The sequence below is a fragment of the Streptomyces sp. NPDC041713 genome, from assembly GCF_055591085.1.
Genome location: NZ_JBVIZY010000007.1, coordinates 1 through 14,957, shown reverse-complemented (window position 1 = coordinate 14,957; position 14,957 = coordinate 1). Strand labels below are relative to the sequence as shown.

The following is a 14,957-nucleotide window of genomic DNA, read 5'->3' as shown; positions in this document are numbered from 1 at the left end:
TCGGGAGCTGGGGCCGCTCGCCGAACGAGAGACGGCGCTAGCGGATCTCGAGGATCTTCTCCCGCATCGCGTAGACGACGGCCTCCATCCTGGAGTGCAGCTGCAGCTTCTCCAGGATGTTGCGCACGTGGTTCTTCACGGTGTTCTCGGAGATGAACAACTCCTTGGCGATGTCACGGTTGTTCATCCCCGTGGCGACGAGCTTGAGCACTTCCAGCTCGCGGTCGGTCAGCCGCGGCGCCGGCACGAGTCTGCGCTCGTCGGTGCGCTGGATCATCGACTTGAACTCGGTGAGCAGCTTCGACGCCATCGACGGGCTGATCTGCGACTGACCGTCCGCCACCGCGCGGATCGCGGTGGCCACCTCGTCCGTGGAGATCTCCTTGAGGAGGTACCCGGTGGCGCCCGCCTTGATCGCGTCGTAGAGGTCGGCTTCCTCGTCGCTGATCGTCAGCATGATGATCTTGGCGCTGGGCGCCACCTCCTTGATGGAGGTGCACGCCTCGATGCCGCCGCGCTTGGGCATGCGGACGTCCATCAGCACGATGTCGGGCAGCAGGTCCGCGGCCTTGTCGACCGCCTCCGCGCCGTCGCCGGCCTCTCCGACGACCTGGATGTCCTCCTCGGCGGCGAGGACGATCTCCAGGCCGCGGCGGAAGAGGGCGTGGTCGTCCACCACAAGAACCCTGATGGGCTCCTTGCGTGGGGCGCCCGCGTCCGTGCCGATGCCGATGCCGTCGCCGGCACCCTCGTGACGCATCGGACCGAAGCTGTCCGCCATCGTTCCTCCCCCATGAAGGCCGCGGCCTGTTGTGCCTCTGCTGCGCCAACGCCAGGCGACAGCACACCGGTTGACCGGCCCGCCCATGATTTCATGCCCGGCGCCGGTGCGGTGCGCACCGTGGGCGCACGGTGGTGCCCCTGGGGGCGCACAGGCGCTCCAGGGGCACGACCTCGGCTCTTACGGGGCAGTCATACGGGGCGGTGGTCAGCCCGCGAGGGCTCCGCCGCCACCGGCCGACTCGGCCTTGGCGACCATGGGGTCGGTGTTGAGCCGGATGACGCCGTAGTCGTAGGCGTGGCGCCGGTAGACGACGCTCGGTTCCTTGGTCTCGGAGTCGACGAACAAGTAGAAGTCGTGTCCGACCAGTTCCATCTCGTAGAGCGCCTGGTCGAGCGACATGGGGGCCGCGACGTGGGTCTTCTCCCGGACCACGAGGGGTCCTTCGCCCTGGATCTCCAGGGAGCCGATCTTCTTGACCGGCACGCCGTCGGGCTCTTCGTCGTGCGCGATGGAGCCGTCTCCGTTGAAGGACGCGGCGTCCGGGACCCGCTCGGCGACCTCGGCGGCGGAGAGCCTGCCGTTGCCCCGGCGGTTGTGGCGCTTCTCGTGCTCCTTGCGCAGCCGCGCGTCGAGCTTGGCCGTGGCCAGGTCGAGTGCCGCGTACGGATCGGCCGCCGAGGCCTCCGCGCGAATCACGGGCCCACGCGAGCGGAGGGTGATCTCCACGCGGTCGGAACGGTCGGCCTGGCGCGGGTTGGTTTCCTTGGACACCTCGACGTCGAGGCTGATCACCTTGCCGTCGAGCTTCTGGATCTTGTCCAGCTTCAGCTTCTCGGCCACGTGCTTGCGGAACCGCTCGGGCACCTCGGTCTTGCGGCCCTTGACGACGATGTCCACGCAGAACTCCGTTCCCGGATCACTCCGCTTCGGTGGCGGAGCGTCTCCCTTTTGCACCTGGCCCCGGTGACTCCCGGGGCCTCGGACTCGGTGACTTCCACCTCCTCCTCCCCCGTGGGCAAGATCTCCACCCCACCGGCCCGGGTGATTGCGAAAAACCCGCAGGCCGGCATTCCGATATGCGAGGGACGGCGTCCGCCATTCCTCACAACCGAACATATCTCGCCCGGAGGGAAGTCGTCACCCTCTACTGCCGCGTACCTCCATTCAGGTGCTTTAGACCTCTCATCACCTGGAACGACGCAAGTTCTCAATCAGTTCCGGTTTATTTCGAAGGATTCCGGTGGCGCAGCGACAACGGCCGCGCCGAAGGTCTTCTCGCAGCTCTTCTCGCAGCCCAATACCGGCCCATGTACGGCCCCCGTTCCCCGGTCCCGTCCGGTCTCCGCTTGCGTTTTCTCTTCCGTGCGTACAGCACGTAATGCCCGGGTGGCCTCCGCCAGGGACGCCCCCGTGGTCATGAGGTCGTCCACGACCACGATCCGCCCGTCGCCGAGCAGCCGGCCGCCGCCCGCGGTCACCTCCAGGGCGCCCGCCAGATTGGCCTGCCGCTGCCGGGAGTCGAGCCCCGACTGGTCGGCGACCGCGCGCCGCTGACGCAGCACGGCGAGCACCCGCGCCGGGACACCCGCCCGCCGCAGCTCGGCCGCCGCGGCGAACGCGATCCGTCGCGCCGGGTCGTGCCCGCGCGCCCGCACCGCGGCCCGCGCCGAGGGCACGGGAACGAGCGACAACGGCATCACCTGCCCCTGTGGACCATCCTGGGTGCCGCGTACCCGCGATCTCGGCGCCCTATCACCCCCTGCCCCGGTTTCGGCCCGCAGACCGGCGCACACGGCCTCGGCCAAGGCCGCCCCGAGAGGACGTGCGAGCCCCAGGACGCCGCGCTCCTTGTGCGCGAGCAGGACGGCCCGTACCGCGTCCTCGTACGGTGCCGCGCCGTACACGACCGGCAGCCCGGACGGCTCCGGTACCGGCCGCACCCGGCGCGCGGCGCCACCGCACAGGGCGCGGCGGCACGCGTCGCAGAGCGCCGTGCGGGGCTCGCCGCAGCCGCCGCACTCGGCCGGAAGCACCAGGTCGGTGAGCTCCTGCCACCAGCGGTCCTGCCACCAGCCCCGCATGCGACCACCCCCGCGTGGCCACCACTCTGCCAAGACGGGGGCGGCGCGACCACCCCTGTGGATAACTCCGCCGCGCAGGGGAAGGCGGCCCGCTCAGCCCGGGTAGACCGGGGCCATCCCTTCCTTCACCACGGTCTGCCACTGCGACCCCGTCGGCAGCCGGACGATCCCGTCGTCCGAGTGCGCCACGAGCGGCTGCCGCTCGTCGTCGGACGCCGCGATCTTCTCGACGCCGGTCAGGCCGGGCAGCGTGGTGAGCGGCAGCACCGAGCCGTCGCACTGGACGTACCGGATCTGCTGCACCCCGCCGGTCTCCCTGCCGACCACCACGAGCCGGCTGCCGCCCGCCCACGACATGGCGGTGACCTCCGCCATCTGCGGCGCCGCGGGGGTCGGGTCGAGGACCGATATCGAGGGCCGCTCCCCCTTGCCCGCGGTCCGCTCGGCCCGGCCGATCCACAGGGACTTCTTGCCGTCCTTCTCCACGAGCAGCGCGACGCGCACGCCGTCGCCCGACACCCGCACCTCGCGGACCCGGCCGTCCAGGGCGGGCACCGCGACCTCGACCGGCTTGCCCGTGCCCTGTTCGAGCCAGAGCAGCCGGGACCGCTTCGGATCGCGGTCGGCCACCCACAGGTTGCCCCGGCCGTCCCAACTCGGCGTGGAGAGGCGGTCCTCCTCCGACTTCGCCTTGCTGCGCAGCCGGGCCTTGCCGAGCGGGTCGTCCGAGAGCAGCGACCCCGTGTACAGAGATCTGCCGTCGAGGGACACCCCGGCCGCCCGCTGCTCGTCGCGCGCGACCGCCGCCGAACGCAGCGGCTGGTCACCGGCTCCGAGAGCGCCCGTCACCGGCTCCGGGTCCACCGAGCTCCCGGCGTTGGCCGACATCCGCACCAGCCGGTGCTTCTCGTCGATGAAGTACTGGAAGTCGGGGCGGTCGGCGCTGCGGTGCGGCGCGACGGTCTCGGCCCGGTCCTGGCTCAGGACACAGAGCATCGAACCGTTCGACCGCTGCAACGTCACCTGTTCGACCCCCGAAGGCGTCAGGTCCTGCAGGGTGAACAGGAGTTGGGCCGCCATCTCCTTGCACTTGGTCTGCCCGGCGTCGTCCGCGCGGCTGTTCAGCTGTACGGTCAGCCGGTTCTGGTCGTCCAGGGTCAGCGACTTGTCGGGATCCTTGAGCGCCGTACCGCTCGGGAAGCTGGAATTCGCCACGAGGCGCAGCCAGTTGGTCGGCCCCTCCAGGAGCGTCTTCACCGTCTGCGTCAACGGGTCGATGCGCTGCCTGATGTAGACGGGGTCGGCGACCAGCCCCGACCGACCGCTCACGCCCGCACCGGCGGGCCCGGCGAAGTAGTACTTGTTGACGGGCCGGTAGATCCGCTGGAAGTCCGACTCGCCGAGCACCACGCCGGTCGGCGGCTTGTCGATGCGCCACTCGTTCCCGCCGGGGCCGCCCGTCTGGCTGAGGTGCACGGACTGGCTGTACGCCGCGTCCTCGGGGCGGTACGCGTGCTGCGCGTCGACCCGCGCGACCTGGCGGCCGGTCAGCGAGTAACGCCGGCTGCGCTCGGCGTCGTTGCCCGCGTTGCCCGCGTCGGTGTTGGGGCCGTCCGCGAGCACCGTCGTGGACTCCTCGGGATGCCACGCCCGCGACGCCTTCTTGGACAGATACTTGCGCGCCATCGCGAACTTCGGGTCGTCGCTGGTCAGCGCCTCCAGGAAGCCCTGCACGATCTCCATCGCCTTGGCGCCCTCGCGCGGCGGCATGGCGTACACGCGGACCTGCGACTGCGAGTCCGGGCGCTGCGAGGCGTCGACGGACTTGAGGTTCCCGCTGTCGGGCATCGAGGCGCACCCGGCCAGGAGCGCCCCGCAGCTGCCGAGCAGCACGGCGGTGCGCAGCGGACGTCCGCGGCGCGCGCGGCCGCCGGCTCGGGCACGGTGGCCGTGTCCGGCACGGTCAGCGACCACGAGTGTTCTCCTCTTCCCTGGCCGTACCCGGCTCTTCCCCGCGGGCGCCCGCCTCTTCCCTGCCCGTGCCCGCCCCGGACTCCGGCGCCACGTCGTCGAGATCCACGCCGTCGAGGTCCATGTCGCCGAGATCCAGATCGGCGTCATCCAGGTCCACGTCGTCGAGGTCCGGGTCATCCAGGTCCACGTCGTCCAGGTCCGGGTCGCGGAGGTCCGCGTGGTCCAGATCCGCGCCGTCCAGATCGTCGTCCAAGCCGTCACCCGAACCGTCCGCACCATCCAAAGCGTCCGAACCGTCACCGTCCGACGGCCGGCGGGCCACGACCCGCGAGCCGTTGCCGGGCAGCGCCGTCGGGTCCACGGGCCCGGCCTGCAGCAGCCTCGGCGGTATGGGCCCCTTGGCCGGCACCGGCGGCGACACCCGCTCGGCGGCCGCCGCGGCCGCCTGCGCCGGCACCGTGGCCAGCTTGTTGCCGCCGCCCAGAGGCAGCCCCGCGTCGTTGAGCCCGCGATGGCGTCGGGAGTCGTCCGGTTCCAGCGGTATCGGCGAGCCCCGCAGCGGCTCGTCCGCCGTCCTCGGCAACGTCAGCCGGAACTGTGATCCGCCGCCCGGCTCGCCCCAGGCCTGCAGCCAGCCGCCGTGCAGGCGGGCGTCCTCCAGGGCGATGGAGAGGCCGAGCCCCGTACCACCGGTGGTACGCGCGCGTGCCGGGTCCGCCCGCCAGAAACGGCTGAAGACCCGGGTCGCCTCGCCCGGCTTGAGCCCCACGCCGTAGTCCCGTACGGCGACGGCGACCGCACCGCCCGCGACGGCGAGCCGCACCACGACGTCCTTGCCCTCACCGTGCTCCACGGCGTTGACGACGAGGTTGCGCAGCACCCGCTCCACCCGGCGCGCGTCGGCCTCGGCGACCACCGGCTGCTGGTCCCCGACGACCCGTATGTGCGTGCCCTTGCGCTCGGCGAGCGGCTCCGCACCGCCGACGACCCGGCGTACGACCTCACGGAGGTCTATCGGCTCCGCCTCCAGCGCCGCCGCACCCGCGTCGAACCGACTGATCTCCAGCAGATCCGCGAGCAGCGACTCGAACCGGTCCAGCTGGTCGGCGAGCAGCTCCGCCGACCGCGCGGTCACCGGATCGAAGTCCACCCGCGCCTCGTGGATGACGTCGGCAGCCATCCGTACCGTCGTCAGCGGCGTCCGCAGCTCGTGCGACACGTCGGACACGAAACGTCGCTGCATCCGCGACAGCTCCTCCAGCTGCTGGATCTTCAGCTGCAGGTTCTGCGCCATCTTGTTGAAGGCCTCACCGAGCCGGGCGATGTCGTCCTCACCGGTGACCTTCATCCGTTCCTGCAGACGCCCCGCGGACAGCCGCTCGGCGATGCCCGCGGCCATCCGGACCGGCGTGACGACCTGGCGCACCACCAGCCACGCGATGGCGCCCAGAAGCACCACGACGAAGAGGCCCGCGGTCGCGAGCGTCGTCCTGACCAGGTTCAGCGACTCCTCCTCCTGCGTCAGCGGGAAGAGGTAGTACAGCTGGTACGGATCGCCGTTGAGGTCGTTGAGCCGCTTGCCGATCACCAGGCCTGGCTGTGCCTCACGGCCGTCGTCGAAGACGATGCGGGTGTTGGCCTGATAGACGCCGGTGCCGTCGTCGACCTGGCGGCGAAGTTCTTCGGGCACGCTCAGGATCGGCTCGACGCCGCCGGAGGCCCGCGAACCGCGCACACTGCCGGAGTCGCCCGCGGAAGTGGGGCTCAGCGTCACCACGGCGAAGGCGTTCTGCCCGCCGCTGGAGAGCTGCTCGACGAGGTCGGACATCCACACGGCGGCGTTGCGGCCGTCGGCCGTGCTGCCGTCCTGGCCCTGCCCCTGTCCCGCGCTCTGCCGCGCGGCGTTGACGCTGTCCTGCGCGGCCCGGAAACCGCCGTCGGCCTGGCTCTGCGAGGCCTTGACCTTGGCCTTGAGCAGGCCGTTGTTCACCGAGCTCAGCACGGCGAAGCCGAGCATGAGGACCACGCCCAGCGACATCAGCAGGGTCGTGGCGACGACCTTGAGCTGGATGTTGCGCCGCCACAGCCGCACCGCGGGCAGCAGCGGGCGGCGCACCCAGCGCACGAAGAGCCGCAGCACGGGGCTGCCCTGCACCCCGCCCTGCAGCAGCAGCCCGCCGTCGGCGAGCCGCCCGAACCGGGAGCGGTGCCGCGCCGGTCCAGTCCGCCCCGAACGAGCCCCCGAAGCTCCGGGCGCCGAGGAGGAACTGTCCCGGGACACGTCAGCTCGGTCCGGCCTTGTAACCGACGCCACGGACGGTCACCACGATCTCCGGCCGCTCGGGGTCGCGCTCGACCTTGGAGCGGAGCCGCTGTACGTGCACGTTCACCAGACGGGTGTCCGCCGCGTGCCGATAGCCCCAGACCTGCTCGAGCAGCACCTCACGCGTGAACACCTGCCACGGCTTGCGGGCCAGCGCGACCAGCAGGTCGAACTCCAGCGGCGTCAGCGCGATCGACTGCCCTTCCCGCTTCACGGAGTGCCCCGCCACGTCGATGACCAGGTCACCTATGGCCAGCTGCTCCGGCGCGGGCTCCTCCGACCTCCGCAGCCGCGCCCGGATCCGGGCCACGAGCTCCTTCGGCTTGAACGGCTTCACGATGTAGTCGTCGGCGCCCGACTCCAGGCCGACCACCACGTCCACGGTGTCGCTCTTGGCCGTGAGCATCACGATCGGCACCCCGGACTCCGCCCTGATCAGGCGGCACACCTCGATGCCATCACGGCCCGGCAACATCAAATCCAGCAGTACAAGATCCGGCTTTGCCTCCCTGAAAGCGGCCAGCGCCTTGTCGCCATCAGCTACGAACGACGGCTCAAAACCTTCACCACGCAGCACAATCCCGAGCATCTCGGCCAGTGCGGTGTCGTCGTCGACGACAAGGACTCGTCCCTTCATGCCTGACATCATCCCATTAGCTCATCGTTACCTGGCGTGACCTGGCACACAGCTCGGCAAGGCCCTCTGCTGTCACAGGTGACAGAACGCCCTCTTCCGTGACGATCGCCGTCACCAGCTCGGGTGGCGTCACGTCGAACGCGGGGTTGTACGCCTGGGTCCCCAGGGGTGCCACCGGAATCCCGCCTCCCGCCTCCATCCCGTTCACGGGCCCCTGCACCACCGTGACCTCCGTCACCTCATGGCCGCCCCGCTGCTCGACCTCGATCGCCGCTCCGTCCGGCGTCTTCGGGTCCACGGTCGTCACGGGCGCCACCACGATGAACGGCACATGGTGGTAGCGCGCCAGCACAGCGAGCGGATAGCTCCCCACCTTGTTCGCCACCGAACCGTCGGCCGCGATGCGGTCGGCACCGATCAGCACCGCGTCCACCTCACCGGCCGCGAACAGCGAACCCGCCGCGTTGTCCGTGAGCAAGGTGTACGCCATTCCGTTCCGCGCCGCCTCATATGCGGTGAGCCGGGCCCCCTGCAGCAGCGGCCGCGTCTCGTCCACCCACAGCCTGCGCAGGCTCCCCTCCCGGTGCGCGCGGAGCGCCACCGCGAACGCCGTGCCCTCCCCTCCGGAGACCAGGGCCCCCGTGTTGCAGTGCGTCAGGATCCGGTGACCGCCACCGGGCAGCAGCTCGTCGAGCAGCGCCAGGCCGTGGGCGGCCATCCGGCCACTGGCCTCGGCGTCCTCGGCGTGCAGCGCCCGCGCCGCGTCGAGGGTGGCCGCTGCCGCCCGCCGGCTGTCGGCGCCGCCGGCGACCGCGGCGCGGTGGGCGGCCTGGGCGCGACGTGCCCCGTAGGCAAGATTGACCGCGGTGGGCCGCGCCCCCGCCAGCGAGTCCGCCGCCTCGTCCACGTCGAAGCCGCGGGCGGCGGCGAGGGCGACGCCGTACGCCCCCGCGATGCCCAGCAGCGGTGCCCCTCGCACCGCGAGCGTGCGGATCGCCTCCACCAGGGCCGGTGCGTCGGTGCACACCAGCTCGATCTCCTCGCCCGGCAGCCTGGTCTGGTCGAGCAGGACCACCACGGGCCCCTCGGGTGGGTCGTCCCATCGGATCGCGGGAACCGTCGGTATCTCGGTCGGCCGGTTGTCCTCACTCGATTGCGCGTACTGATCAGCCATCCGCCCAGTCTGCCCCGTACCCGGCGGACAATTGAAGGTGTACAGCCGCTACGGCACCCGGTCACCTCCCGGGCACACCGTGGCACGATGGCTGGCAACCTGCCGCCGCACCCGCGGACGGGCACCTTGAAGGAGCGACGATGAACGACACTCCGGGCTGGGCCTCGCCCGGATCTGCCCCCTCCGACGGACAGGACTCCGGCAAGCCGGACGCCGACGGACCCGCGGACGCCGGCCAGCACGCCGGCCAGCACGCCGGCCAGGAGGGCGGCCAGGACGGCGGCCCGTCCAAGTGGTCCAAGGAGCAGCCGCCGCCCGCCCAGTGGTCCCCGCCCAGCGCCGCGGGCCCGGGCCAGGCCCCGCCGCCACCGCCCGCTCCGCCCGGCCAGGGCGGCGGCTGGGGCTGGGGCGGCCCGCCTCCGGGCGCTCCCGGCGGCCCCGGTGGTCCGGGCGCTCCTGGAGGCCCTGGAGGCCCTGGAGGCCCGGGGGGCTATCGAGGCTGGGGAGCCTGGCAGGGCCCCCCGCCCGCGGCCAAGCCCGGCGTCATCCCGCTCCGCCCGCTCGGCGTCGGCGAGATCCTCGACGGCGCCGTGTCGACCATGCGCGCCCACTGGCGCACGGTCCTCGGCATCTCCCTCACCGTGGCCGTGGTCACCAAGATCATCGTCGTCCTGCTCCAGGGGCTCGTCCTCAACGAAGCCATCGACACGGACACGCTCAACGACCGGAGCGCCACCCCCGGCGAGCTCACCCGCGCCATGGGCGACAACCTGCTGAGCTCCGGAGTGGTCCTCGCGATCACCCTGCTCGGCACCATCGTCGCCACGGCCCTCCTGACGATGGTCACCAGCCGCGCCGTCCTCGGTAAGTCGGTGACCGCCGCGGAGGCCTGGCGGGACGCCCGACCCCAGCTCGCCAAGCTGTTCGGCCTGACCCTGCTCATTCCGCTCATCGGCGCCGCCGTCGTCACCGTCGGCATCCTGCCCGGACTGCTGATCGCGCTGGCGGGCCCGTCCGACGCCGGTGCCGCCCTCGCCGTACTCGGCGGTCTCGCCGCGGGCGTCGCGGCCCTCTGGATCGTGGTCCGCCTCTCGCTCTCCTCTCCCGCGCTCATGCTGGAGAAGCAGGGCATCAAGAAGTCCCTGACCCGCTCCGCCAAGCTGGTCCGCGGCTCCTGGTGGCGGGTCTTCGGCATCCAGCTGCTCGCCGCGATCATCGCCAACGTCATCGCGTCGATCATCGTCATCCCGTTCACCTTCATCGCCGGGGCGGCCAGCGGCGAAGGCGTCACCGGCTTCCTCGACAACACCGGCGAGCTGGGCTGGACCTTCCTGATCATCAGCGGCGTCGGCTCGATCATCGGCTCCATGCTGACGTTCCCGATCACGGCCGGCGTCACCGTGCTCCTCTACGTCGACCAGCGGATCCGCCGCGAGGGCCTCGACCTCGAACTGGCCCGCGCCGCCGGCGTCCCCGGCCACGCCCCCACCCCGCCCGGCACCCCGGGGAGCTGATGCGGTGACCGCGGCGGGGGCAGCACTCAGACGGCTCGGGGCGGCTCCGCTCCTGCCGCGCACCGGCGACGAGCCGCCGGTGACCGTTCCGCGCGACCCCGCGCGGGAGGCCGCCGAACGCGAACTGTCCAAGCCGATGTACCACGAGAACGACCCGAGCCTCTTCCAGCGCGCCCTGAACCGCTTCTGGGGCTGGGTCGACGACCTGTTCTCCGCCGCCTCGGGGGCCACCCCGGGCGGCGCGCTCGGACTCCTGGTCATCGTGCTGGCGATCGTGCTCGTCATCGCCGCCTTCTGGTGGCGCCTGGGCACCCCGCACCGCACCGCGGGATCCGCCCCCGCCCTCTTCGACGACCGCCCCCGCAGCGCCGCCGAACACCGCGCGGCCGCCGAGGCACACGCCGCCCGGGCCCACTGGAACCAGGCCGTGCAGGAACGCATGCGCGCCCTCGTCCGCGCCCTGGAGGAACGCGCGCTCCTCGACCCCCGCCCCGGCCGCACCGCCGACGAGGCCGCCGCGGAGGCGGGCCGCCCGCTCCCCGCCCACGCCGGCCGACTCCGCGCCGCCGCCCACGACTTCGACGACGTGACATACGGCGGCCGCACCGCGGACCAGGCGGCGTACCTGCGCCTGGCCGCCCTCGACCACGACCTGGCACGCACCAGACCGGTACTGGCCGGCCCCGACCACCCCCTGCCGAGCGGCAGTCCCCGCGGGGCCGCCGAATGACCGGCCCCACCCCGCCCACGGAGCCGGCCCAGCAGCCCGCCGCACCCGCCACCACCCCGGGGCAGCCCCCTGCGCAGACAGCGCGCGCCTCGACGTCGCCCCCAGCGCAGCCGGCGCAGGCCTCGACCTCGCTCTCCCCCACCCCACGCCGGATCTGGACCCGCACCCGAGGCATCGTCCTCGCCCTGGTCGTCCTTCTCGCGGCCGCCGTCGCCGTCGCCGCCGTCCGCTCCGACGGCCGGCACGGCCGCCTCGACCCACGCTCCACCGACACCCACGGCAGCCGGGCCCTCGCCGAACTCCTCGCCGACCGAGGCGTGTCCACCCGCGTCGTCACCAGCACCGAAGAGGCCAGGGCCGCCGCCGGCCCCGACACGACCCTCCTCGTGACCAACCCCGACCTGCTCACCGGACGCCAACGCTCCGGCCTCCACGCGGCCACCGAGGACTCCGGCGGCCGCACCGTCCTCGTCACCCCGGGCAGGCCCTCGCTCAAGGACCTCGCCCCGGGGGTCACTGCGGCCCCCACGACCAGCGCCGAGTCGACGCTCTCCCCCCGCTGCTCCCTCCCCGCGGCACGCCGCGCCGGCGACGCGGACATGGGCGGCATCCGCTACGACACCCACGCCCCGGACGCCGAGGCCTGCTACCTCAGCGACGGACTTCCCGGCCTTCTCCAACTCCCCGCCCCCCACGGAAAGGGCGACACCGTCGTCCTCGGCGCCCCCGACATCCTCTTCAACGACCGCCTCGACGAGCAGGGCAACGCCTCGCTCGCCCTCCAACTCCTCGGCTCCCGCCCCCACGTCGTCTGGTACCTCCCCTCGCTCTCCGACGACCAGGCCGCCACCGACTCCGAGCGCCGCGGCTTCTTCGACCTCATCCCCTCCGGCTGGCGCTGGGGCACCCTGCAACTCGCCGTCGCCGCCGTACTCGCCGCCCTGTGGCGCGCACGCCGCCTCGGCCCCCTCGTCGCCGAACGCCTCCCCGTCGCCATCCGCGCCTCCGAAGCCGTCGAAGGCCGCGCCCGCCTCTACCGCAAGGTCGACGCCCGCGACCGCGCGGCCGCGGCCCTACGCACGGCGTCCCGCACCCGCCTCGCCCCCCTCGTCGGCGTCTCCCCCACCCGGGCGCACACGCCCGAGACCCTGCTCCCCGCCCTCACCACCCGCCTCCGAACCCCCGGCCAAGACCTGCACCCCCTGCTCTTCGGACCGCCTCCGGGCAACGACGCAGCGCTCGTCGCCCTCGCGGACCAACTCGACGCCCTCGAAAGTGAGGTACGCCACTCATGATGGACCCGACCACTGACAACGGGCCCAGCGGCGATCACCGCGACGCACGCGCTTCCCTCGAAGCGCTGCGCGCGGAGATCTCCAAGGCCGTGGTCGGCCAGGACTCCGCCGTCACCGGTCTCGTCGTCGCCCTCCTCTGCCGCGGCCACGTCCTACTCGAAGGAGTCCCCGGAGTCGCCAAGACGTTGCTCGTCCGCGCACTCTCCGCGAGCCTCGAACTCGACACCAAGCGCGTCCAGTTCACTCCCGACCTGATGCCGAGCGACGTCACGGGCACCCTGGTCTACGACGCCCGGACCACCGAGTTCTCCTTCCAGCCAGGACCGGTCTTCACCAACCTCCTGCTGGCCGACGAGATCAACCGGACCCCGCCCAAGACCCAGTCCTCCCTCCTCGAAGCCATGGAGGAACGCCAGGTCACCGTCGACGGCGTGCCCCGCCCGCTCCCCGAGCCCTTCCTCGTCGCCGCCACGCAGAACCCCGTCGAGTACGAGGGGACGTACCCCCTCCCCGAAGCCCAACTCGACCGCTTCCTGCTCAAACTGACGGTCCCTCTCCCCTCCCGCCAGGACGAGATCGACGTCCTCACCCGGCACGCGGCAGGCTTCAACCCCCGCGACCTGCACGCCGCCGGCGTCCGCCCCGTCGCCGGCCCCGCGGACCTGGAAGCCGCCCGCGCCGCCGTCGCCAAGACCTCTGTCTCCCCCGAGATCACCGCGTACGTGGTGGACGTGTGCCGCGCCACCCGCGAATCCCCCTCCCTCACCCTCGGCGTCTCCCCCCGGGGCGCCACGGCGCTGCTCTCCACGGCCCGCGCCTGGGCCTGGCTCACCGGCCGCGACTACGTCATCCCCGACGACGTCAAAGCCCTCGCCCTGCCCACCCTGCGCCACCGGATCCAGCTCCGCCCGGAGGCGGAAATGGAAGGCGTCACCGCCGACTCCGTCATCAACGCGATCCTCGCCCACGTCCCGGTCCCCCGCTGATGGCCCTCACCGGACGCACCGCCCTCCTCGCGGCCCTGGGCACCCTCCCGGTGGGCCTGTGGGACCCCGGCTGGACCGGCATCGCCGCCGTCAACGCCCCGCTGGCCCTGGCCTGCGCCTGCGACTTCGCCCTGGCCGCACCCGTACGCCGCCTCGGCCTGACCCGCTCCGGCGACACTTCCGTACGACTGGGAGAAGCCGCCACCGTAGAGCTGACCGTCACGAACCCCTCCAACCGCCCCCTGCGCGCGGAGCTCCGCGACGCCTGGCCGCCGAGCAGCTGGCAGCCCGGCACGGAAGTCGACGCGTCCCGCCACCGCCTGACCGTCCCGCCCGGCGAACGCCGCCGCCTCGCGACGCGCCTGCGCCCCACCCGCCGCGGCGACCACCAGGCCGACCGCGTGACCATCCGCTCGTACGGCCCGCTTGGCCTCTTCACCCGCCAGGGCAGCCACAAGGTCCCCTGGACCCTCCGCGTCCTGCCGCCCTTCGCGAGCCGGAAGCACCTGCCCTCCAAACTGGCCCGCCTCCGCGAACTCGACGGCCGCACCAGCGTCCTCACCCGAGGCCAGGGCACCGAATTCGACAGCCTCCGCGACTACGTCCCCGGCGACGACACCCGCTCCATCGACTGGCGGGCCACGGCCCGCCGGTCCAGCGTCGCGGTCCGCACCTGGCGCCCGGAACGCGACCGCCACATCCTTCTGGTCCTCGACACCGGCCGCACCTCGGCCGGCCGCGTGGGCGACGCCCCGCGCCTCGACGCCGCCATGGACGCCGCGCTTCTCCTGGCCGCGCTCGCCTCCCGTGCGGGCGACCGGGTGGACCTGCTCGCCTACGACCGTCGCGTACGAGCCCTGGTCCAGGGACGCTCCGCGGGGGATGTCCTCCCGTCCCTGGTCAACGCCCTGGCCACCGTCGAGCCCGAACTCGTCGAGACGGACGCCCAGGGCCTGACCGCGACGGCTCTTCGCACGGCGTCCCGCACTTCCCTCATCGTCCTGCTCACGAGCCTCGACACGGCGCCCATCGAAGAGGGCCTTCTCCCGCTACTCCCTCGTCTCACTGAACGCCACAAGCTTGTGGTGGCGTCGGTGGCCGACCCGCACATCGCCAAGATGGCGACCTCTCGCGGCACGGCAGAAGCGGTCTACGACGCGGCAGCAGCCGCCCAGGCCCAATCCGAGCGCCACCGTACGGCGGAATACCTCGGACGCCGCGGAGTCACCGTCGTGGACGCCACCCCTGAGGATCTCGCCCCGGCTCTGGCGGACGCCTACCTTTCCCTCAAAGCAGCCGGCCGCCTCTGAGGATGCGGAATGCGCCGGGCGGGGCGGGGCGGTGGCCGACGCGAAAAGCCCCCAGAACGCAGAAAACCCCCGCACCATAAGGTGCGGGGGTTTCCCATTCAAAAATAGTTCGGCGGCGTCCTACTCTCCCACAGGGTCCCCCCTGCAGT

12 protein-coding genes are annotated in these 14,957 nt (G+C 72.4%); 5 read left to right on the top strand and 7 right to left on the bottom strand.

Translation table 11 applies throughout. From position 1 onward, the window contains the following. Window positions 1-37: 37 nt before the first annotated feature. The 7 genes from ACZ6CV_RS22235 to mtnA form a co-directional block, all read right to left on the bottom strand. The gene (locus ACZ6CV_RS22235) at window positions 38-781 is read right to left on the bottom strand and encodes a response regulator (protein WP_055568536.1); all 744 of its coding nucleotides are present in this window, start codon (window positions 779-781) and stop codon (window positions 38-40) included. A gap of 207 nt (window positions 782-988) precedes the next feature. Further along, window positions 989-1,681: a ribosome hibernation-promoting factor, HPF/YfiA family gene (gene hpf / locus ACZ6CV_RS22230; protein ID WP_388667332.1), complete on the bottom strand. Its 693-nt coding sequence runs from the start codon at window positions 1,679-1,681 to the stop codon at window positions 989-991. 314 nt (window positions 1,682-1,995) lie between these two features. Further along, entirely contained in the window at window positions 1,996-2,865 is an 870-nt protein-coding gene (locus ACZ6CV_RS22225; RefSeq protein WP_469252487.1) for a ComF family protein, read from the bottom strand. Between the two features lie 93 nt (window positions 2,866-2,958). Continuing rightward, window positions 2,959-4,839: an LpqB family beta-propeller domain-containing protein gene (locus ACZ6CV_RS22220; protein ID WP_469252486.1), complete on the bottom strand. Its 1,881-nt coding sequence runs from the start codon at window positions 4,837-4,839 to the stop codon at window positions 2,959-2,961. Continuing rightward, window positions 4,829-7,120, bottom strand: a complete 2,292-nt coding sequence (mtrB, locus tag ACZ6CV_RS22215) for an MtrAB system histidine kinase MtrB (RefSeq protein WP_469252485.1) — start codon at window positions 7,118-7,120, stop codon at window positions 4,829-4,831. Before mtrB ends, ACZ6CV_RS22220 begins: the two co-directional genes overlap by 11 nt. Before the next feature lies 1 nt (window position 7,121). Then, entirely contained in the window at window positions 7,122-7,811 is a 690-nt protein-coding gene (mtrA, locus tag ACZ6CV_RS22210) for a two-component system response regulator MtrA (RefSeq protein ID WP_198502768.1), read from the bottom strand. A gap of 4 nt (window positions 7,812-7,815) precedes the next feature. Then, the gene (gene mtnA / locus ACZ6CV_RS22205) at window positions 7,816-8,973 is read right to left on the bottom strand and encodes an S-methyl-5-thioribose-1-phosphate isomerase (RefSeq protein ID WP_469252484.1); all 1,158 of its coding nucleotides are present in this window, start codon (window positions 8,971-8,973) and stop codon (window positions 7,816-7,818) included. 140 nt (window positions 8,974-9,113) lie between these two features. On the opposite strand from mtnA, the gene ACZ6CV_RS22200 reads away from it, so the two are divergent. Genes ACZ6CV_RS22200 through ACZ6CV_RS22180 form a run of 5 tightly spaced genes read left to right on the top strand, consistent with a single transcriptional unit; the run spans window position 9,114 to window position 14,808 of the window. Next, window positions 9,114-10,487 carry a DUF7847 domain-containing protein gene (locus ACZ6CV_RS22200; protein ID WP_469252483.1) on the top strand — a complete coding sequence of 458 codons (1,374 nt, stop codon included), beginning with the start codon at window positions 9,114-9,116 and terminating at the stop codon, window positions 10,485-10,487. Window positions 10,488-10,491: 4 nt separating this feature from the next. Further along, entirely contained in the window at window positions 10,492-11,217 is a 726-nt protein-coding gene (locus ACZ6CV_RS22195) for a DUF4129 domain-containing protein (RefSeq protein WP_469252482.1), read from the top strand. Continuing rightward, entirely contained in the window at window positions 11,214-12,512 is a 1,299-nt protein-coding gene (locus ACZ6CV_RS22190) for a DUF4350 domain-containing protein (RefSeq protein WP_469252481.1), read from the top strand. Before ACZ6CV_RS22195 ends, ACZ6CV_RS22190 begins: the two co-directional genes overlap by 4 nt. Further along, window positions 12,512-13,498, top strand: a complete 987-nt coding sequence (locus tag ACZ6CV_RS22185; protein ID WP_469252480.1) for an AAA family ATPase — start codon at window positions 12,512-12,514, stop codon at window positions 13,496-13,498. The genes ACZ6CV_RS22190 and ACZ6CV_RS22185 overlap by 1 nt, the downstream gene beginning before the upstream one ends. Beyond that, window positions 13,498-14,808, top strand: a complete 1,311-nt coding sequence (locus ACZ6CV_RS22180; RefSeq protein ID WP_469252479.1) for a DUF58 domain-containing protein — start codon at window positions 13,498-13,500, stop codon at window positions 14,806-14,808. The genes ACZ6CV_RS22185 and ACZ6CV_RS22180 overlap by 1 nt, the downstream gene beginning before the upstream one ends. The last annotated feature ends 149 nt before the right edge of the window (window positions 14,809-14,957 follow it).

Bases quoted from the DNA above. Each gene is read 5' to 3' on its own strand.
- ACZ6CV_RS22235 (WP_055568536.1), bottom strand. From the start codon at position 781: ATGGCGGACAGCTTCGGTCCGATGCGTCACGAGGGTGCCGGCGACGGC.
- ACZ6CV_RS22225 (WP_469252487.1), bottom strand. From the start codon at position 2,865: ATGCGGGGCTGGTGGCAGGACCGCTGGTGGCAGGAGCTCACCGACCTG.
- mtrA (WP_198502768.1), bottom strand. From the start codon at position 7,811: ATGATGTCAGGCATGAAGGGACGAGTCCTTGTCGTCGACGACGACACC.
- mtnA (WP_469252484.1), bottom strand. From the start codon at position 8,973: ATGGCTGATCAGTACGCGCAATCGAGTGAGGACAACCGGCCGACCGAG.
- ACZ6CV_RS22200 (WP_469252483.1), top strand. From the start codon at position 9,114: ATGAACGACACTCCGGGCTGGGCCTCGCCCGGATCTGCCCCCTCCGAC.
- ACZ6CV_RS22190 (WP_469252481.1), top strand. From the start codon at position 11,214: ATGACCGGCCCCACCCCGCCCACGGAGCCGGCCCAGCAGCCCGCCGCA.
- ACZ6CV_RS22185 (WP_469252480.1), top strand. From the start codon at position 12,512: ATGGACCCGACCACTGACAACGGGCCCAGCGGCGATCACCGCGACGCA.
- ACZ6CV_RS22180 (WP_469252479.1), top strand. From the start codon at position 13,498: ATGGCCCTCACCGGACGCACCGCCCTCCTCGCGGCCCTGGGCACCCTC.